Raw genomic sequence first — 16,400 nt, forward strand, 5'->3', positions numbered from 1 at the left:
GGTGTTTTTATCTTTCTCTTTACAGCATCCTTCTCGCATTAAAGTGATACAAAAACCTCCTTTAAACTTTCTGCTGTTATAGTATCAGTAGTTGAAATACGATAAGGAATTAATGAATACTTTGTAAGAATTTGGTCTTTTAGCCTATCTCTTGATTGCTGTACTACTTTGTCCTTATGATAAAGCCACCCATCCACCTCTATCGCCATTAGAGGTTGCTTTGTCAGAGAATTATAAATGAGAAAATCTATATGCGTTAGCGAGTTTTTAGCAAAATCATGTTCCTGATTACTTAACAGTGACCAATCAGATATTATTTTAGCCAGCGGATAATGACACACTACAGCGAGATTCTTCCAGCTTAATTCTTCAAGAACCTTAACTATTAGATTATACACAAGATTTTCAGACATATAATCTGAAACCATAGTGTGTTCAGACTGATATGCTAATCGCTCCATAGTGTATTGCTGATATAATAAATCGAATACCGAGTGAATTTTACTATTTTTCACTGCAAAATTATTATACTTGACATAGGATATTAACTGCGCTAAATTCGTGTCTTGTGCCATTTCATTACCAGAAGTTACAATATAAAGTTGGCTTTTAGCACGTGAAATAGCAACATTAAGAAGATTCTTATCATCAGAAAACGATGTAGGCAAATTATCTACCATACTCATAATGATTGTATCGCACTCACGCCCTTGATATTTATGTACAGTACTTGCTATATCTTTACCTAACACACGATTTATTGCTTCCGCCTGTGTTCTATAGGGAGTTATGATTCCTACAGAACCCTTTCCTGCACATAGCGGCATAACCTCCTGTACAATAACATCTATTTCACGTTGATTGAAATGTTCACGCGCATGATTTCCTTTTACAGTCTGAATTACTTGTAACACATCTTCTTCGCCTTTGTCAATCGTCATAGGAAGAAGTTCTCCGCCATAAAAGCGTTGATTACAAAACTGAATTATCTTCGGATGACAACGGTAATGTTCACGTAGAAGCGTAGTCGGTGCATCCTTTAATATTTCTGTACACGACCGTAAAAAGCTATGTGTTACAGCATTATATCTGTCATCAACATTATATGTAGTCCGGATTGCATTAAGCGCCTTTTCTTCTTCAGAACTTACAACATTAGGTAATTGCATATCATCTCCTACAATCACAACATTCGTAGCACACGACAATGCCAAAGCTCCAGTCTTGATGTCTACTTGCGAAGCTTCGTCCATAATCATATAATCAAAGACAAAATCCTTACTAATACAGCTTTTAGCAGAATAAGTCGTACTAAGAACAATAGGATATTCCTTCAAAAAAGTTTCTGTACGGGGCTTTATATCTTGCCTTGTAAACAGTGTCCTTCTACCAGACCCATACTGTTTTGCTATTTCCTGCTTCAATATCTTAAGCGAAGACTTACCGAGTTCTTCTGCACTTTCCTTAACGTCTACAGACAGCAACTGTTGTTCAATGCTATCCACCTCCTGCTCTATCTCAAGCTTTCTGGTTAAATAATAAGCACTTTCCAGTTGTTCAATTACAATTAAAAGATTATTTTTAAGTAATGAATAAGCACGAGGACCTAACAGAAACACCCATTTAAAGCAAAACAATAAAGAAGGGGATTTTCCATATTCTTGCATTATTTTACAAAGATTGAGCAGTTTCATTATTTTAGAAGAATGCTTTTCACTAAGCCAATCATTGTCAAAACCAGATGCCATTTTTAGCTTTTCGTCATATTTCTTCTCTGTAACCAATGCATCATACTCAGCCTTCAACTGTGCCAATCTTGTTTGTCCATCGAATCCCAAGGAAACAGCAGCAAGAGAATCTTTTACTATTTTCCGGACTTCCTTAGAATTATCTAAATACCATTCTTCCATATTAGGATAGCACTCAGACTGACTTTCAACAAAAGCCTCCTTATTCTTTACGCTTCCTAACTGAGCAACAAGAAATCCTAACCCTTCTTTTTCTAACTTTTCTGCAACATTCTCAACTGCAGAGTTGTTATTTGAAACTACAAGAATAGTCTTCTTCTGTACTAACAAATTAGATACGATATTAAGAATAGTTTGCGTTTTTCCAGTTCCCGGAGGTCCTTGTATAATACTTGCTTGGTGTGTCAAAGCTGCTTCAACAGCCTTTTTCTGACTTGCATTACAACCAAAAGGGTAATATACCAATTGAGGCAAACGATAAGTTGCCAACTTTGTTTTATCACCTAAGTATTGAGCCAATGGCACATTATCTCTTTTCAAGTCGATAAGATCATACTGCTTTGAAAGAATACTTTCTTCATCTTCAGCAAGCAAACCTGTTTCATCGGCCAGCTTTCGTAAATAATCCCATGTGGAACCACCACACATATCAATTGGTGTACGTGTCACATAAACATTATTTCCATCAAGATTTTCAGAGTATCCATTGGAATATGTTACATAGTAGAAAGTATATTGTTTATTTGAAAATCTTAGTAATTCAACAGCACTCGTTATGTGCTTATTACCAATATAAAGTCCTTTTTCATGTAGATTAACAGGCTCTCCATGTGTAAAATAAAGTACACGTGCTTGATTATACTGAAATATACGAGGGGATTTTAAAAATCGAATCATCCAATTCCCATTATCAGCTTTCTTTATAAAATCCACTTGGTCTGTAATAAACATTTGCTTATCACCGCGTCGTTCTAAATCCACAATCATGCATTGCTTGGCATCCATATCCTATAACGTTCTTTATATTATAAATTCTATGATACTTTAATAGTTTTATACTTTTTCTATTTGCAAGTGCAAATATACTATAAGTATATTAAATCTTAGTATTGACAAATGAATTTATTTATGCAACATACAACCAAATACATAAAACTTATAAATAGGAAACACCTATCGATAAACCGTCAAAACAAAGTAGATAATAAGAAGATTATATAATCCTACACTTCTCTAAAACAGCCAAATAAAATGAGGAACAAAATCTCGTTTCTCCTTTTATTAGTATTTTTAATATTTAATCTGACGTTTCCTCACATAATTAGAGTATCTTTGCATTGTCATTCGATGATTATACAGATGAAACGTAACAAATTAACAGCTCTGATAGCATTTGTAGGTGTTGTAGCCTTCACATCTTGTGAAGATGTGAAACGTCCGACCCCTGTCAGAGAACGTATCAATATCACTCCTCCATCAAGAGAGGCAGAGGCTATAAGTCAACTGACAGCATCAATAGATGAGATTTCAGCTAACCTCGATGCCATCTCTTCTCAGGAGGCAATGCTCAGCAAAACTACTGAGCACGCAAATAAGAAGTCGAAGATTATACAGCAGATTAGAGGGCTCGGTGCGCTACTCAGAGAGAAGCAGAACCAGATTGATAAACTGCTAAATGAAAAGGTTAAGAAAGTGGATGCACCAGCAGAGTCTAATCCCACTGTAGAAAACCTTTACAAGATGATAGAGTTCCTTTCATCACAGCTGAAGGAGAAAGGAGATCGTGTAACTCAGTTGGAACAAGTTGCAAGTCGCAAGGATGTCACTGTAGACCAACTTAAATACATCGTTATGAACCAAGCTAATAGTGTTGATGCAATGCGTTATAGGTTCAATATGGCTGCTTTGGAGCGCGAATATGCTCAGTTAAAGGCTAAGGAGAAGCAAAGAGCAAAAGAGGAGAAGGAGTCAAACAAAGTCTACTATATCATTGCTAATAAAGAAACACTGAAAGAAAAAGGTCTTTTGAAGACATCACTTTTCTCTAAGAAAGTGGATAATAACAATGTAACAAAAGATTTGTTTACAGAGGCTAACAGCAAGGAACTAACGACACTGACGATAAACTCATCGAATCCAAAGCTCTTATCTCAGAACCCAGAAGGTAGTTATACACTCACGGAGAACGAGGACGGAACAACAACACTCACCATTACCGATGCTGAGAAGTTTTGGAATGTGTCGCGCTATCTGATTATCCAAGAGTAAATCTACTTTGAAATAGAAAGAAAATAAATTAGGCTGCAAAGGTTGTGAAAATAGAATAATTTTCTTATCTTTGCAGCCTAAAACTTATGCGTAGCGTGAAAATAAAGGAAGTAATTGATGCCCTTGAACGATTCGCGCCTTTGCCCTTGCAGGAAAGCTATGATAATGCTGGCCTACAAGTTGGATTGACAGAGGCGGAAGTATCAGGGGCTTTATTGTGTCTTGACGTGACGGAAAAAGTCGTTGATGAGGCCATCAACAAGGGGTGTAACTTAATTGTTGCACACCATCCACTCATCTTCCGCAAGCTGGCACAAATAACAGACGTGAACTATGTGCAGCGTATAGTGATAAAGGCTATTAAGCACGATATCGTCATTGCTGCTATGCACACAAACTTAGACTCAGCTGTGGGTGGTGTTAACTACAAGATAGCTGAGAAATTAGGACTAAAGAACCTACATTTCTTCGGTCGTAATAAACAAGTGGTAAACCCACAGACAGGAGAATCAGTAACAGGTGGCGATGGTGTCATCGGTGAGTTTGAGGAGCCTTTGGCAGCAGATGACTTGATTCTGTTATTGAAGAAGAAGTTTGATGTAGAGTGCGTTCAAACCAATGAGTTACTTCGTCATGAGATTCGTACCATTGCTCTCTGCGGTGGTTCAGGCTCATTCCTCTTACAGGATGCTATCGCAGCAGGCGCAGATGCCTTTATGACAGGTGAAATGAGCTATCACGAATACTTTGGTCATGAGCAAGAGATACAGATTTGTGTCATCGGACATTATCAGAGTGAACAGTTCACTACTGAGGTTCTTCGTGACATTATCGAAAAGGAATGCCCAGACGTAAAGTGCTACTTGTCTGAGATAAATACAAATCCTATCGGGTATTTTTAGTTGACGAGTTAGACAAGTTGACAGGTTGACGTGTTAGACAAGTTAATTGTTAAGAAGTTGGACGAATGGAGTCTGTGGTGTTGTCTTAACTCCTCTCACTCCTAAACTCCTAAAACAACAGTAATCATAATTATGACGCATTGATGAGAACTTTTGTTCGAATAATTTTGAATTATGAATTTTGAATTAAATTAATATAAGAACTATGGCAAAGAAAGATCCAAAAGAGTTACCAGTAGAGGAGAAGTTGAAAGCCCTTTTCCAGTTACAGACAACCCTGTCAGGAATCGACGAGAAGCGTGCTTTGCGTGGTGAGTTGCCACTTGAGGTACGTGACTTGGAAGACGAGTTGGAAGGTCTGCACATTCGTATTGAAAAGATTGAGCAGGACATTAAGGACTATCAGAGTGCTATTACTCAGAAGAAGGGTAATATCCTCGATGCTCAAGCAAGCTTGGAGCGTTACAACAAGCAGTTGGACTCTGTTGCAAACAACCGTGAGTACGACACATTGACAAAGGAAATCGAGTTCCAGACACTGGAGATTGAGCTTTGCAATAAGAAGATTAAAGAGGCTCAGATTAAGGTTGAGGAGAAGCACAAGGACTTGGAAGCCAACCGTGCATTGCTCGAGGATCGTCAGCACGCCTTAGAGGAGAAGCGTAACGAGCTCGACGAGATTATGCAGGAGACACGTGAGGAGGAAGGTTTGCTCAAAGAGAAGGCTGCAGAGCTTGAGACTAAGATTGAGCCAGGATTGCTCCGTAGCTTTAAGCGCATTCGTCGTGGTGCCCGCAACGGTTTGGGTATCGTTTACGTACAGCGTGATGCTTGTGGTGGTTGCTTCAATAAGATTCCACCTCAGCGTCAGTTGGATGTAAAGATGCACAAGAAGATTATCGTTTGTGAGTACTGTGGTCGTATTCTTATCGACCCAGAGTTGGCTGGTGTAAAGGTTGACAAGACTGAGGAGAAGCCAAAGAAGCGTAGAGCTACTCGCAAGAAGAAGGAAGAGGAGGGAGAGTAATTAACCCCCTTTATTCCCATTGAGGAATAGGCTCTTTCAACTTTGAAAGATAAAAAGAATAGCCTCAATACATTTGAAATGCAAATAAAGCATTCTTATGTATTGAGGCTAATTTTTATTATCTTTCTGTTAATACTATGCGAAGAAACACAAATAACATCGTCTTCCTAACAGAAACTAATCAATAATAGCACACTCTTTAACGGCATATAGCAAGGCTTCAAGTGGTCAACACTATATGTGCGGAGCATCAACACCAATGGTGCTTACCATGAGCACAACATGTGCGGAGCGTTAACACATAGGTTAATGACGTAAAAGAAAAGTCTGCCTTACCTTATTATATATAGTAAGTCACCACCAATTAACTTATACAAATATGCTAACCCTACAATGACAAACCAGTTCCTTACTTCACACAGAAGACACGATTCGCCTTGCGTGGCGCTGTCTTACCTCCCTTTGCAGCATAACCAAGAATACAAAAGCCGATACCTTCATAATCGCCTTCTACACCCCACTCTTTCAGCATCTGCTTACCATCTTCACGCTCAAAAGTTTGCTTAGCACGATTAATCCAACAACTTCCTAAACCAACGGCATGAGCAGCATTCATAAGGTTACCCATCATCAACGCACCATCATAGACATGATTAGGGCTACTCTTATCTGCTAATACTGCAAGAACGACAGGTGCGCCATAAAAAGGGTCACTTGTTACGCCCATTATCTCAGCATTTATCACAGACAAGCGGTCGCGTACATCCTTATTGGTCACTTCAACGATGATAGCAGTCTGCATATTCTTTCCGCTTGCAGCGTAAAGACCAGCCTCCATAACCTTATCAATCAGTTCCTGTTCTGGCATACGTTCTTCATAAGCACGTACACTACGACGTGTTAATAATGCCTCTAATGCTTCCATAACAAATCTTTTTTATAATTCATTCACCGCCTCAGCCAACTGTTCCAACGCCTGACGAAGTATAGAACGTGGTGTACCGATATTTAAGCGCATAAATCCTTCGCAACCAATACCAAACATTCTACCATCGTTCAGAGCTAAATGAGCCTTATCAATAAAGAGGTTTAATAGTTCTTTATGCTTCAACCCCAATCCACGACAATCCAACCAAACAAGGAAACTTGCCTGTGGGCGGAGTGGACGAATACCTGGAATATGCTCACGACAGAAGTCTTCTACAAAGCGAACATTCTCTTCTACATACGCCAACATCTGTTTGCGCCACTCTTCGCCCTTCCGATAAGCGGCTATCGTGGCTATTGGTGCAAAGAGTGTAGGCTCATCTAATTCGTTAGCCTTCAACCAACCATAGAAGCGATTACGCAGTTCTTCGTTCGGAACGATAGCATACGAACTAACGATACCCGCCATATTGAAGGTCTTTGTTGGAGCTGCAAAGGTAATACTGATTTGTGCTGCACGCTCTGACACACTGGCAAATGGAATATGACGATTACCAAAGAGTGCCATATCACTGTGTATCTCGTCGCTGATAACGATAATATTATGCTCGTAGCAGAAGTCTGCCAAGCGACGTAATGTATCTTCTGACCAACACAATCCTGCTGGGTTATGAGGATTGGAGAGTATCAGTACACAGCATTTATCATCGCAAACCTCTGCAAGATTATCAAAATTCATGTCATAATATCCGTCCTCACGACGACGAAGCGGATTGAAGACTACCTTACGATGATTAGCCTCTGGCGTCAAACGGAATGGATGATAGACAGGTGGTTGTATAATAACTTTTTCGTCAAGTTCCGTAAATACATTCACCACAAAGCCGATACCCCTAACAATACCAGGAATAAAACTCAACCACTCTGGCTTTACCTCCCAATTATGATGTGCACGTATCCAGTCGATGATAGCAGGACGGTAGTCTGCTGGCTCGACTGTATAACCAAAGATTGGATGAGAAAGACGTTCCTTGAGAGCATCCACAATAAAGTCAGGGCAAGCAAAATCCATATCAGCCACCCACAGAGGCAGCAGGTCATTACGCCCCCAACGTGGAAGAAGTGCCTCATGCTTCAAGTCACCACTCCCCGAACGATCAATTATTTCATCAAAATTATAAGTCTTCATTATGCTTCCAAAGCTTGCTTTATATCATCAAATAAATCATCAACACATTCCAAACCTATACTGAGACGTATAGTAGTGTCTTGCACATCCATTGCTGCACGTTCCTCAGCAGTGAAGAGCCCAAAGATAGTACTTGCTGGGTGGATAGCCAAGGTACGATTATCAAAGAGGTTAGTTGCACGATGAATGAGTTTCAAGTTATCGAGCATTCTGAAGCAAGCCTCTTGACTCTCTAAGTCTATTGTGACCATCGCTCCAGCAGTTTCACCATACTGACTAACAGCCAACTGATGGTAAGGATTATCCTCCAAACCCACATAATTCACCTTACAAATAGGCTTAAGCGTACGCAGTCTTTGAGCCAACTCCAAAGCATTGCCAGCTTGCGCACGATAGCGAACGTCCAAAGTTTCTAAACCCAAAGTCTGCATATAGGCTACCTGTGGCGTCATATAAGCCCCAAGATTAAAGAGCATCTCATTCAAGAGTCGCTTACCAATAGAAGGATAAGTACCATAATCAATAACAAGACCACCCAAAGAGGTAGCACCACCACTGATATACTTCGTACTTGAAACGACCTCCAAGTCAATTCCTAAGTCCTTTGCAGAGAACTGTGTGAATGGGATAAGCGTTGTATCAGCAATAACAGGGATGCCATGTCGATGGGCTATTTCAGCCAAAGCACGCACATCAACCACCTCAAGTTGAGGATTTGACATTACTTCAAGGAACAGACAACACGTATTATCATCTATCAATCGTTCCACAGCCTCAACATCTGTAAGGTCACAAAGTCTTGCATCCACACCCAATCTGCTCAGTGTTGATGTAAGCAAAGAATAGGTATTACCAAAGAGATGACGTGATGTGATAACGTTCTTACCCTGTTCAACAACAGAAAGCAACGTATTGCTGATAGCAGCCATACCCGAGTTGAGGGCAATAACATTCTCGGCACCCGTCAAAGCCTTAACACGCTGTTCGAGATTCGTCACTGTTGGGTTCTCCACACGTGAATAATCAGGAGCATCAATACGCCCACAAAAGGCATCAGCCATCACTTTCGCATTGTCAAATTCAAAGGCAACAGCATTATATACTGGCATACTTAACGCATCGTATGCATCTCTACGCTTGTAAGGCTGATGAATAGCCTGTGTCTGTTTCTTCATATCTTTCAAACGTTTGTGTTGTTTTAAAAGCATTTATAAATCAAGGACGGACGGGAAAACCGTCCGTCTTATAAGTTGTATTTAATCTTATTAATACCACTGTACCGCATTAGTAATACCGCTTCGCTTATCATATTTCAACGCATCCGTCAGCGTTGCTGCATTACAACGGAAGGTGAAGTTGTAAGAGGTATATGGTGCTAAAACTACAGAGGCACTCATATTAAAACAGTGGAGGTCACGTGACAAACTGGCTGTTGTCATACTCATCGCATGGTTTTCAAAGTCATAACCACTTGAGAAGTTAATGTTCCAGCCATCACTGATACGAATATTACCAGAGAAGTTCAACGTCTGCGTAAACTTATAAGGATAACGCATCGTTTTAGTATTGAACTTACCCGCTGTATTCTCACGCATCGTAATACCATAACCGATTGTCAATGACCAAGGCATATTGAAGCTCATATAACCATCATCATCCGTCTCAGCAATATTACCACGCTTCTTCTTAGCAGCATATTTTCCCTTTTCAAGATCATCGTCCATATTCGACTCAATGTTAGTATCTGGACCATCGCTATCTACTGACACCTTATCATCATCTTTGTCATCCTTACGTCCGAACCACTTCTTCAACTTCTCTGGATTCAAAGTGAATGAGAAGTTCTGCGACATACCTTGGAAACGAGGTAAACGACCATATCCCCATTCTGTATGATTACCTACATAAGGCTTACCATTAGCATCAAGTTCGTAAGCATAGGTAGCAAACTGTGCATTCATTGAGAAGGTATAATTCTTCCACCACTTCAAACGTAAGCGCATACTAAGGTCACTCCAACGATGATAGTCAGCAGCCGCATTGTAAGACATACTTGCTCCTAACTCATCAATGATACTTATCTTCTTATAACCAGTCGTATCCTTATCACTCTTAATCTTCATTTCGATGTTATTGCTAACATCCCAACTAATCATCTCTGTCTTGTACTTACCCGGCACACTATAAAGTTCGTCCTGATAAGGAGAGTACTCAACAAGTTTCACGTTACCGCTTGCATCTGTGTACTGATAGCTATCATAGTAGCCATAACGACGTGCACCGAAGTTTGGTGAATATGAGAAAGAAACCTGAGGAGTGATGACATGACGGATAGCCTGAATTTTATCACCAAACAATTTTCTATTAGGTGTCCAGAAACCATACAACTTAGTGCTGGCACCAACATTCATACTCCAGTTGTAAACATTATGGAAGCCATAGGTAGTATCTCTTACTACTTCTTTCTGAAGGGTATTATCCCATCCACGTGTCACCTTCTTAGAATACATACGATCCGTAAAGTTGAAAGAAGGTGTCACATTGATATAATTAAACAAGGTGAAGTTTGCCTGTACAGGAATTGTATGTTGGAAAGCATTCTTCCAGTCTTTGATCAGATTAGAGTGTAAGAGCTTGTCTTCCTTCGTTGATATAGAATTAGCCAACTGACCCGTATAGCTCATAGAAATCTTCTCATACCAACGTTCCTTACCTACAAGATGCTTGCGCTTGAAAGGATAGAAACGGCTCAAACTAATGTTCAAGTCTGGCAATGTTATCTGAATAGAAGAATCACGCATGTTCTGTGAAAGGTTAGTTGTTGCACTCAAAGAGAGTCCAATACTTGAAAAACCAGTGCTCCAACTTACAGAAGAAGTTCTCGTAGACTGTGTGAGTGTCTGCGGATTATACATACTATTGAGGTTGTTACGCTCATAGCTTGATGTTGCAAAGTTCACACTTGCTGATAGCGAACTATATGGATTCGCCTTCGGATCTTGGCGATGATTCCACTGAATCTTGAAACTCTCCTGTTCAGCAAAGTCTGGCAATCCCTTGTCACCCGTCTTTGAATCCTGATAGCTAAAGAGGAATGAGCCCGAATATCTATAACGCTTGCGGTAGTTGCTGGCAGCAGACACACCCCAAGAACCCTTGGTATAGATTTCTCCTAAGAGTTTTAAGTCCCACTTATCACTAATAGCAAAGTAGTAACCACCATCACGAAGATAAAAACCACGATCGCTTTCATCACCATAACTTGGCATAATAAAACCACTTGAATACTTCTTTGAGAAAGGGAAGAAGCCGTATGGAATAGCCAATGGCAAAGGAACATCAGCCACAACAAGATAAGCTGGACCAAAGACAACATCCTTACCCGGACGAACCTTTGCACGAGAAAGAGCAATGTAAAAGTCTGGATGAGGTTTATCACAAGTAGTGTAACGGCCATGCTGCAAGTAAACAGAGCCCGAAGAATCACGTTTCCCAACTTCTCCACTCAAGAAACCATCTTGCTGTTCGGTATAAATACCCTTAATCAAGCCTTTCTTTGACTTAAAGTTGAAAGCCATTGTATCACTCTTATACTCATCTTTACCCATTGTAAAGACAGGCTTTCCCTTGATACCACCTTCTGCTGTAGAATCCACCGTACCCGTTGCACGCACAGTACTTTTATCAAGATTCATGTGTACCTTGTCACTCGTAAGCTTCATATTCTCATAATCAACCTTCGAGTTACCATACAAATACGCTGTACCCGACTCTGCATCATAAACGAGAGAGTCCTCTGCAGAATACTTAACAGGTGCATCAATTCCATTCGAACGTGCACGCATCATGCTATCAGCACGAATAGAATCGTCTATTGCTTTATTATGATGATAGATAGCCAACTGAAGAGAATCCATCTTCGTGGTATCTGGAATATTCTTATCGACCGCCTTACTATCCTTTGGAGTTTGTCCTTTCAGTAAAGTATCAACAACAACCGTGCTTGCCTTTGCCTTCTTGGTTTTCTTACCTTGAGGCACAGGCATATTGACACTTGCCATTGCAAAGACAACAACAAAGGATAATAGGAATATAATGCTCTTATTTCTCATTGCCTAAATAACGTACAAAATTACTGAATTAATGCCGAACATAAACACCATTACGCTATTTTAACTTTTATAATAATGTACGTATGCGATACTGAAAATATCTATTTCTAAATTTGCTGTCCGTTAAAACTTGAATAGTACACTCACATCTTCCGTATGTCATCAATAACGATAATCCCACAATACCTTTGGAAATATAACGTTTTTAACCCTACAAGGAATTAGTATTTGCCATCAGCACCAATCGTGCTAAGCATCAACACCAATCGTGCTAAGCATCAACACAACAACTAAAAGCTGTGAAGCCCATTAAGAACGCTTCTTATTTCAGCGAAGAAAGAGGATTTCTTAATCCAAACACAAGCCCAACGTATCAACAAGCTTCTTTACTGGACGATTCGTTTTCAACAGTTTATCGAAAGACTCACGAGGGGTAAGCATCGGCTTGATTTCCTCATGCTTGGCAAGACGAATTTCTACTTCTATCTGTCCATTGCGCAATTCCTTTGCCAAAGTTGCACGAATACGCGACTTGATAGCTAACATTTCGTTGAGCTGAATATTGTTACCAGCAAGCACTAAGATTGTGGGGTATTCTGTGATAGTTGGCGTAATATTCTTCATGCGCTGAGCCAAAGCTTGCATCTTCTCTGGCATTCGTGAACACATAGCACGCCAACTCACAACAAGATCTTGCTGTGTAAAACCTTCGCTCTCATCCTTATTGGTCACCTCAACTTCCTCTTCCTGCTTATTTTTCTTATTGGTTTTAAGCAGATTGTCAAATGACATCGTCAACGAACCAAGATTAACAGATTTCGGAATACCAGAAGATACATTCATTTTAAGGCGTACACCAGAAGTTTCTGCAACAGACTTTTCTGGTGAAGACACAACCTCAACAGACACTGTTTCGGCAACGTTAGAACTACGAACAGTGTCATCATCACGTTTCAGGCTCCCAACCACCTGCGGAGTCGGTTTCTGTTGAGCCTTCAGAATAAGATTCTTGAACAGGGATTTTAATCGTTTAGGGCTGCGCCCCGAGGCAGGCACATCATCATCCTTCTGCGTAATCTGCGCCACTTGGATGAGCGTCAGTTCCACCAACAAACGTTTATTAGAACTCTGACGATATTCTACATCACAACGATTCATAATCTGCAATGCAGTATAAAGGAAGTTGACTGGGCACTTCTGCGCCTGCAACTGATAACGATTACGCAGTTGTTCGCTTACTTCAAGCAGTGGAAGTGTCTGTGCATCCTTTGCCATCAACACGTTACGAACATGAGATGCCAAACCGTTCACAAGGTGTCCGTCATCGAACCCTTTGTTGATAACGCTATTCAAGAGAACCATAATCTCACTCACTTTATTCTCTAAAGCAAGGTCGATGATATTAAAATAATTCTCTGCATCGAGTACATTCAAGTCCTCTATCACCTTCTGATAAGTGATGTTTCCCTGTGAGAAACTTGCTACCTGATCAAATATTGAGAGTGCATCGCGCATTCCGCCATCCGCTTTCTCTGCAATCACATTCAGAGCCTCTTCATCATACTGTATGTTTTCCTTTTCAGCAACACGCTTAAGATGGTCGATGATATTAGGAACGGTCATACGCTCAAAGTCGTAAATCTGACAGCGAGATAGAATCGTTGGGAGAATCTTGTGTTTATCTGTTGTTGCAAGGATGAAGATAACGTGTGCAGGTGGTTCCTCCAAAGTCTTAAGAAAAGCATTGAAGGCTGCCGTAGAGAGCATGTGAACCTCATCGATGATAAAGACCTTATAACGTCCTACCTGTGGTGGGATACGTGTCTGATCCATCAATGACTTGATGTTCTCAACAGAGTTATTGCTGGCAGCATCCAACTCGAAGATATTATAGCTTCGTCCTTCGTTAAACGCCTTACAGCTCTCACACTCATTACAAGCCTCGCTATCAGCCGTTGGATGTTCGCAGTTTATAGCCTTCGCAAAGATACGAGCACAAGTAGTCTTACCTACACCTCGTGGACCACAGAAAAGGTAAGCATGAGCCAGCTTTCCACTCTTCACAGCATTCTTCAGCGTAGTAGTCAACGCCTGCTGTCCAACAACCGAGTCAAAGGACAACGGACGGTACTTTCGCGCCGAAACAATATATTCATCCATAATTCTAAAATCTAATTGTATATGCAAAGGTAATAAAAGTTAAGAAAAGAGGAGGATGGTAGGGAAAATTAAATTGTTAATTTGCTGAAAATATATATGTTTCATGCGCCAATATGCAATCTTTTCCTTACTTTTGCAAAAAAGAATGTAAAGAAGTGAGTAAAATAACTGGACATATTTATAAGTTTTTCAGTCGATTTAAGTTTCATATCGTCATCATCTTGGGCGTACTCATCGTAGGCGTACTGGATGAGAACAGTTTTATGAAACGCATAGAGTATGCTTATCAGATTGAAGACCTAAAAACTGAAATCCAAAAGTATGATAACCAATACCAGCATGACATGCAAGAGCTCAAGGAACTTAAAACGAACCCTAAGGCTATTGCACGTGTAGCTCGGGAACGTTACTTTATGAAAGCTGATAATGAAGACATCTTCGTGTTAAGCGATGATGAGCATCAAACTGAAAACACAGCCAAAAATGAGACAGCTGAATAAACTCGAATCAATTATTTACCTTTTGGGAGGAATCATAATGGTTGCAGGTGCAGGCTTGTACGCTTTCCTATTGATTCAGCCAATCGCTTGCTGGCTTATGCTTGCTGGTGCTATTGCTTTTGCACTTATGCAGTCACGTCAGCGTTACCTTGGAACATCTCTTTCTATTCGCCGCTTACGCAAGATTATGTCACTGGCTGGCTGGGGTTTTATTCTTGCAGGATTCTTTATGGTAGAAGACTCTTACCATTTCCTTCGCCCTGTGTTTGCAGGCTCATTAGATGGTTATAGCAGTTATGTAAGTATTTTCCATCACAACTGGGTTATACTCCTACTTATTTCTGCTATCGTAGAAATGTACACAACCCATCGTATCAGCTACGAACTAAAAAAGGAAACAGAAAGCCCAAGTACCTAAAAAAAGCTAAAAGCTTAGAGATAGTTTTAATTTGAATAAAAAAGTTTCTCGACTTCAATTATAGAATGTAATTTTGTCTTAGAAGAAACAGAACCAGTTTAATGATCTATGAATAAAATTCTTTACGCACTTCTAACACTTATCGTGTTTACGTCATGTGCCAATTCATTCAATATACAGGGAACATCTAACGTGTCAAGTTTAGATGGAAGAAAGTTGTACCTGAAAACAGACCAGGCAGACTCTTTGATTGACTTAGATTCATGTGATGTGGTTCATGGTCAGTTTGCATTCCATGGAACTGTTGACTCTACTAAGATTGCGCAGATTTTCATGGATGACATCAACTTGCAATTCCCTGTTGTTATTGAGAAGGGAGATATTACCGTTAAACTGGATAATACACAGCAGCGTGTTAGTGGAACACCACTGAATGACAAGCTAAATGATTTCTGGACAAAGTTTATACAGCTCCGTAATCAATATGCAGAAATAGATCATGAGGAAAGTGCTGCCATTATGAATGGTCACGATGAAGAAACTGTAAATGCTCAACTTATCAAGAAGGCATTGAGCGTATATGACAAGAGCGATAAACTCTTTACTAAGTTCATAACAGAGAACTTCAACAATATCCTTGGCCCATGGTGTTTCCTTACACGTATCAGCTACGAGACAACACCTAATGCTTATCCTATATGGATGAATGATTATATGTATACCAATGCTATTAATCAGTTGCCATCATGGATTGAGTACATTATGACCAAGGCTACAGACACCTTTAAGCAGAATCCTCAGATTAAAGCATTCTATGCAGACTTCCAACAAGCACAAAAGGAAATGAATGGAATGGTTGACCCAGCTGGAATTGCTGATGCTGCAGGAACTACTCATAACTCAGCTGTAGCACCTCCTACTCCTGCACAGATGGCAGGAGACTCTATCCCAGAGTAAAGAGGCAGGCCTACTACTATTAGTTCTATGCGCTACGCTGACGGAACTGTTGCATGATAAGATTTTATAGGAGGGTTTTGAGGTTTGGATAAAGAGTTTACCATTAACGAACTATCTATTCAAAACGAAAGTTGCTGTCACTCCTATCACTCAATTTAGTAATTTAACTAATTGGTTGACAGAACATTGAAA

General features: G+C 40.0%; 12 protein-coding genes. 6 read left to right on the top strand and 6 right to left on the bottom strand.

Annotated features, from left to right (window positions below; translation table 11 throughout):
* Nucleotides 1-38 precede the first annotated feature (38 nt).
* Nucleotides 39-2,753, bottom strand: a complete 2,715-nt coding sequence (locus PMEL_RS04780; protein ID WP_120174208.1) for an AAA domain-containing protein — start codon at nucleotides 2,751-2,753, stop codon at nucleotides 39-41.
* A gap of 354 nt (nucleotides 2,754-3,107) precedes the next feature.
* Here PMEL_RS04780 and PMEL_RS04785 point away from each other — a divergent pair, with 354 nt between their 5' ends.
* The 3 genes from PMEL_RS04785 to PMEL_RS04795 all read left to right on the top strand — a co-directional run bounded on the left by PMEL_RS04785 (nucleotide 3,108) and on the right by PMEL_RS04795 (nucleotide 5,945).
* Nucleotides 3,108-4,016 carry a hypothetical protein gene (locus PMEL_RS04785; protein ID WP_231999363.1) on the top strand — a complete coding sequence of 303 codons (909 nt, stop codon included), beginning with the start codon at nucleotides 3,108-3,110 and terminating at the stop codon, nucleotides 4,014-4,016.
* Between the two features lie 86 nt (nucleotides 4,017-4,102).
* Nucleotides 4,103-4,918 carry a Nif3-like dinuclear metal center hexameric protein gene (locus PMEL_RS04790; protein ID WP_120174210.1) on the top strand — a complete coding sequence of 272 codons (816 nt, stop codon included), beginning with the start codon at nucleotides 4,103-4,105 and terminating at the stop codon, nucleotides 4,916-4,918.
* 205 nt (nucleotides 4,919-5,123) lie between these two features.
* Nucleotides 5,124-5,945, top strand: a complete 822-nt coding sequence (locus PMEL_RS04795; protein ID WP_120174211.1) for a zinc ribbon domain-containing protein — start codon at nucleotides 5,124-5,126, stop codon at nucleotides 5,943-5,945.
* Nucleotides 5,946-6,354: 409 nt separating this feature from the next.
* Here the strand turns inward: PMEL_RS04795 and PMEL_RS04800 are convergent, their stop codons facing one another.
* The 5 genes from PMEL_RS04800 to PMEL_RS04820 form a co-directional block, all read right to left on the bottom strand.
* Nucleotides 6,355-6,870: a nitroreductase gene (locus PMEL_RS04800; protein WP_120174212.1), complete on the bottom strand. Its 516-nt coding sequence runs from the start codon at nucleotides 6,868-6,870 to the stop codon at nucleotides 6,355-6,357.
* A 12-nt stretch (nucleotides 6,871-6,882) separates the two neighbouring features.
* Nucleotides 6,883-8,064, bottom strand: coding sequence for a MalY/PatB family protein (locus PMEL_RS04805; RefSeq protein ID WP_120174213.1), 1,182 nt, complete (start codon nucleotides 8,062-8,064; stop codon nucleotides 6,883-6,885).
* Nucleotides 8,061-9,236 (bottom strand): trans-sulfuration enzyme family protein, encoded by a 1,176-nt coding sequence (locus PMEL_RS04810; RefSeq protein ID WP_120174636.1) that lies wholly within the window; start codon nucleotides 9,234-9,236, stop codon nucleotides 8,061-8,063. Before PMEL_RS04810 ends, PMEL_RS04805 begins: the two co-directional genes overlap by 4 nt.
* A 90-nt stretch (nucleotides 9,237-9,326) precedes the next feature.
* Nucleotides 9,327-12,173 carry a putative LPS assembly protein LptD gene (locus PMEL_RS04815; RefSeq protein ID WP_120174214.1) on the bottom strand — a complete coding sequence of 949 codons (2,847 nt, stop codon included), beginning with the start codon at nucleotides 12,171-12,173 and terminating at the stop codon, nucleotides 9,327-9,329.
* Between the two features lie 348 nt (nucleotides 12,174-12,521).
* On the bottom strand, nucleotides 12,522-14,333 hold the full coding sequence (locus PMEL_RS04820) for a DNA polymerase III subunit gamma/tau (RefSeq protein ID WP_120174215.1): 1,812 nt from the start codon (nucleotides 14,331-14,333) through the stop codon (nucleotides 12,522-12,524).
* A gap of 155 nt (nucleotides 14,334-14,488) precedes the next feature.
* On the opposite strand from PMEL_RS04820, the gene PMEL_RS04825 reads away from it, so the two are divergent.
* The 3 genes from PMEL_RS04825 to PMEL_RS04835 all read left to right on the top strand — a co-directional run bounded on the left by PMEL_RS04825 (nucleotide 14,489) and on the right by PMEL_RS04835 (nucleotide 16,208).
* On the top strand, nucleotides 14,489-14,833 hold the full coding sequence (locus PMEL_RS04825) for an FtsB family cell division protein (RefSeq protein ID WP_120174637.1): 345 nt from the start codon (nucleotides 14,489-14,491) through the stop codon (nucleotides 14,831-14,833).
* Nucleotides 14,817-15,251 carry a hypothetical protein gene (locus PMEL_RS04830; protein WP_172586748.1) on the top strand — a complete coding sequence of 145 codons (435 nt, stop codon included), beginning with the start codon at nucleotides 14,817-14,819 and terminating at the stop codon, nucleotides 15,249-15,251. Before PMEL_RS04825 ends, PMEL_RS04830 begins: the two co-directional genes overlap by 17 nt.
* 108 nt (nucleotides 15,252-15,359) lie before the next feature.
* On the top strand, nucleotides 15,360-16,208 hold the full coding sequence (locus PMEL_RS04835) for a DUF4369 domain-containing protein (RefSeq protein WP_120174217.1): 849 nt from the start codon (nucleotides 15,360-15,362) through the stop codon (nucleotides 16,206-16,208).
* The last annotated feature ends 192 nt before the right edge of the window (nucleotides 16,209-16,400 follow it).

The organism is Prevotella melaninogenica (assembly GCF_003609775.1).
In the GTDB taxonomy this organism is placed as follows: Bacteria; Bacteroidota; Bacteroidia; order Bacteroidales; family Bacteroidaceae; genus Prevotella; species Prevotella melaninogenica_A.

Coding starts and splice junctions, on each gene's coding strand:
- PMEL_RS04780 (WP_120174208.1), bottom strand. CDS start 2,753: ATGGATGCCAAGCAATGCATGATTGTGGATTTAGAACGACGCGGTGAT.
- PMEL_RS04810 (WP_120174636.1), bottom strand. CDS start 9,236: ATGAAGAAACAGACACAGGCTATTCATCAGCCTTACAAGCGTAGAGAT.
- PMEL_RS04795 (WP_120174211.1), top strand. CDS start 5,124: ATGGCAAAGAAAGATCCAAAAGAGTTACCAGTAGAGGAGAAGTTGAAA.
- PMEL_RS04815 (WP_120174214.1), bottom strand. CDS start 12,173: ATGAGAAATAAGAGCATTATATTCCTATTATCCTTTGTTGTTGTCTTT.
- PMEL_RS04800 (WP_120174212.1), bottom strand. CDS start 6,870: ATGGAAGCATTAGAGGCATTATTAACACGTCGTAGTGTACGTGCTTAT.
- PMEL_RS04830 (WP_172586748.1), top strand. CDS start 14,817: ATGAGACAGCTGAATAAACTCGAATCAATTATTTACCTTTTGGGAGGA.
- PMEL_RS04785 (WP_231999363.1), top strand. CDS start 3,108: ATGAAACGTAACAAATTAACAGCTCTGATAGCATTTGTAGGTGTTGTA.
- PMEL_RS04835 (WP_120174217.1), top strand. CDS start 15,360: ATGAATAAAATTCTTTACGCACTTCTAACACTTATCGTGTTTACGTCA.
- PMEL_RS04820 (WP_120174215.1), bottom strand. CDS start 14,333: ATGGATGAATATATTGTTTCGGCGCGAAAGTACCGTCCGTTGTCCTTT.
- PMEL_RS04790 (WP_120174210.1), top strand. CDS start 4,103: ATGCGTAGCGTGAAAATAAAGGAAGTAATTGATGCCCTTGAACGATTC.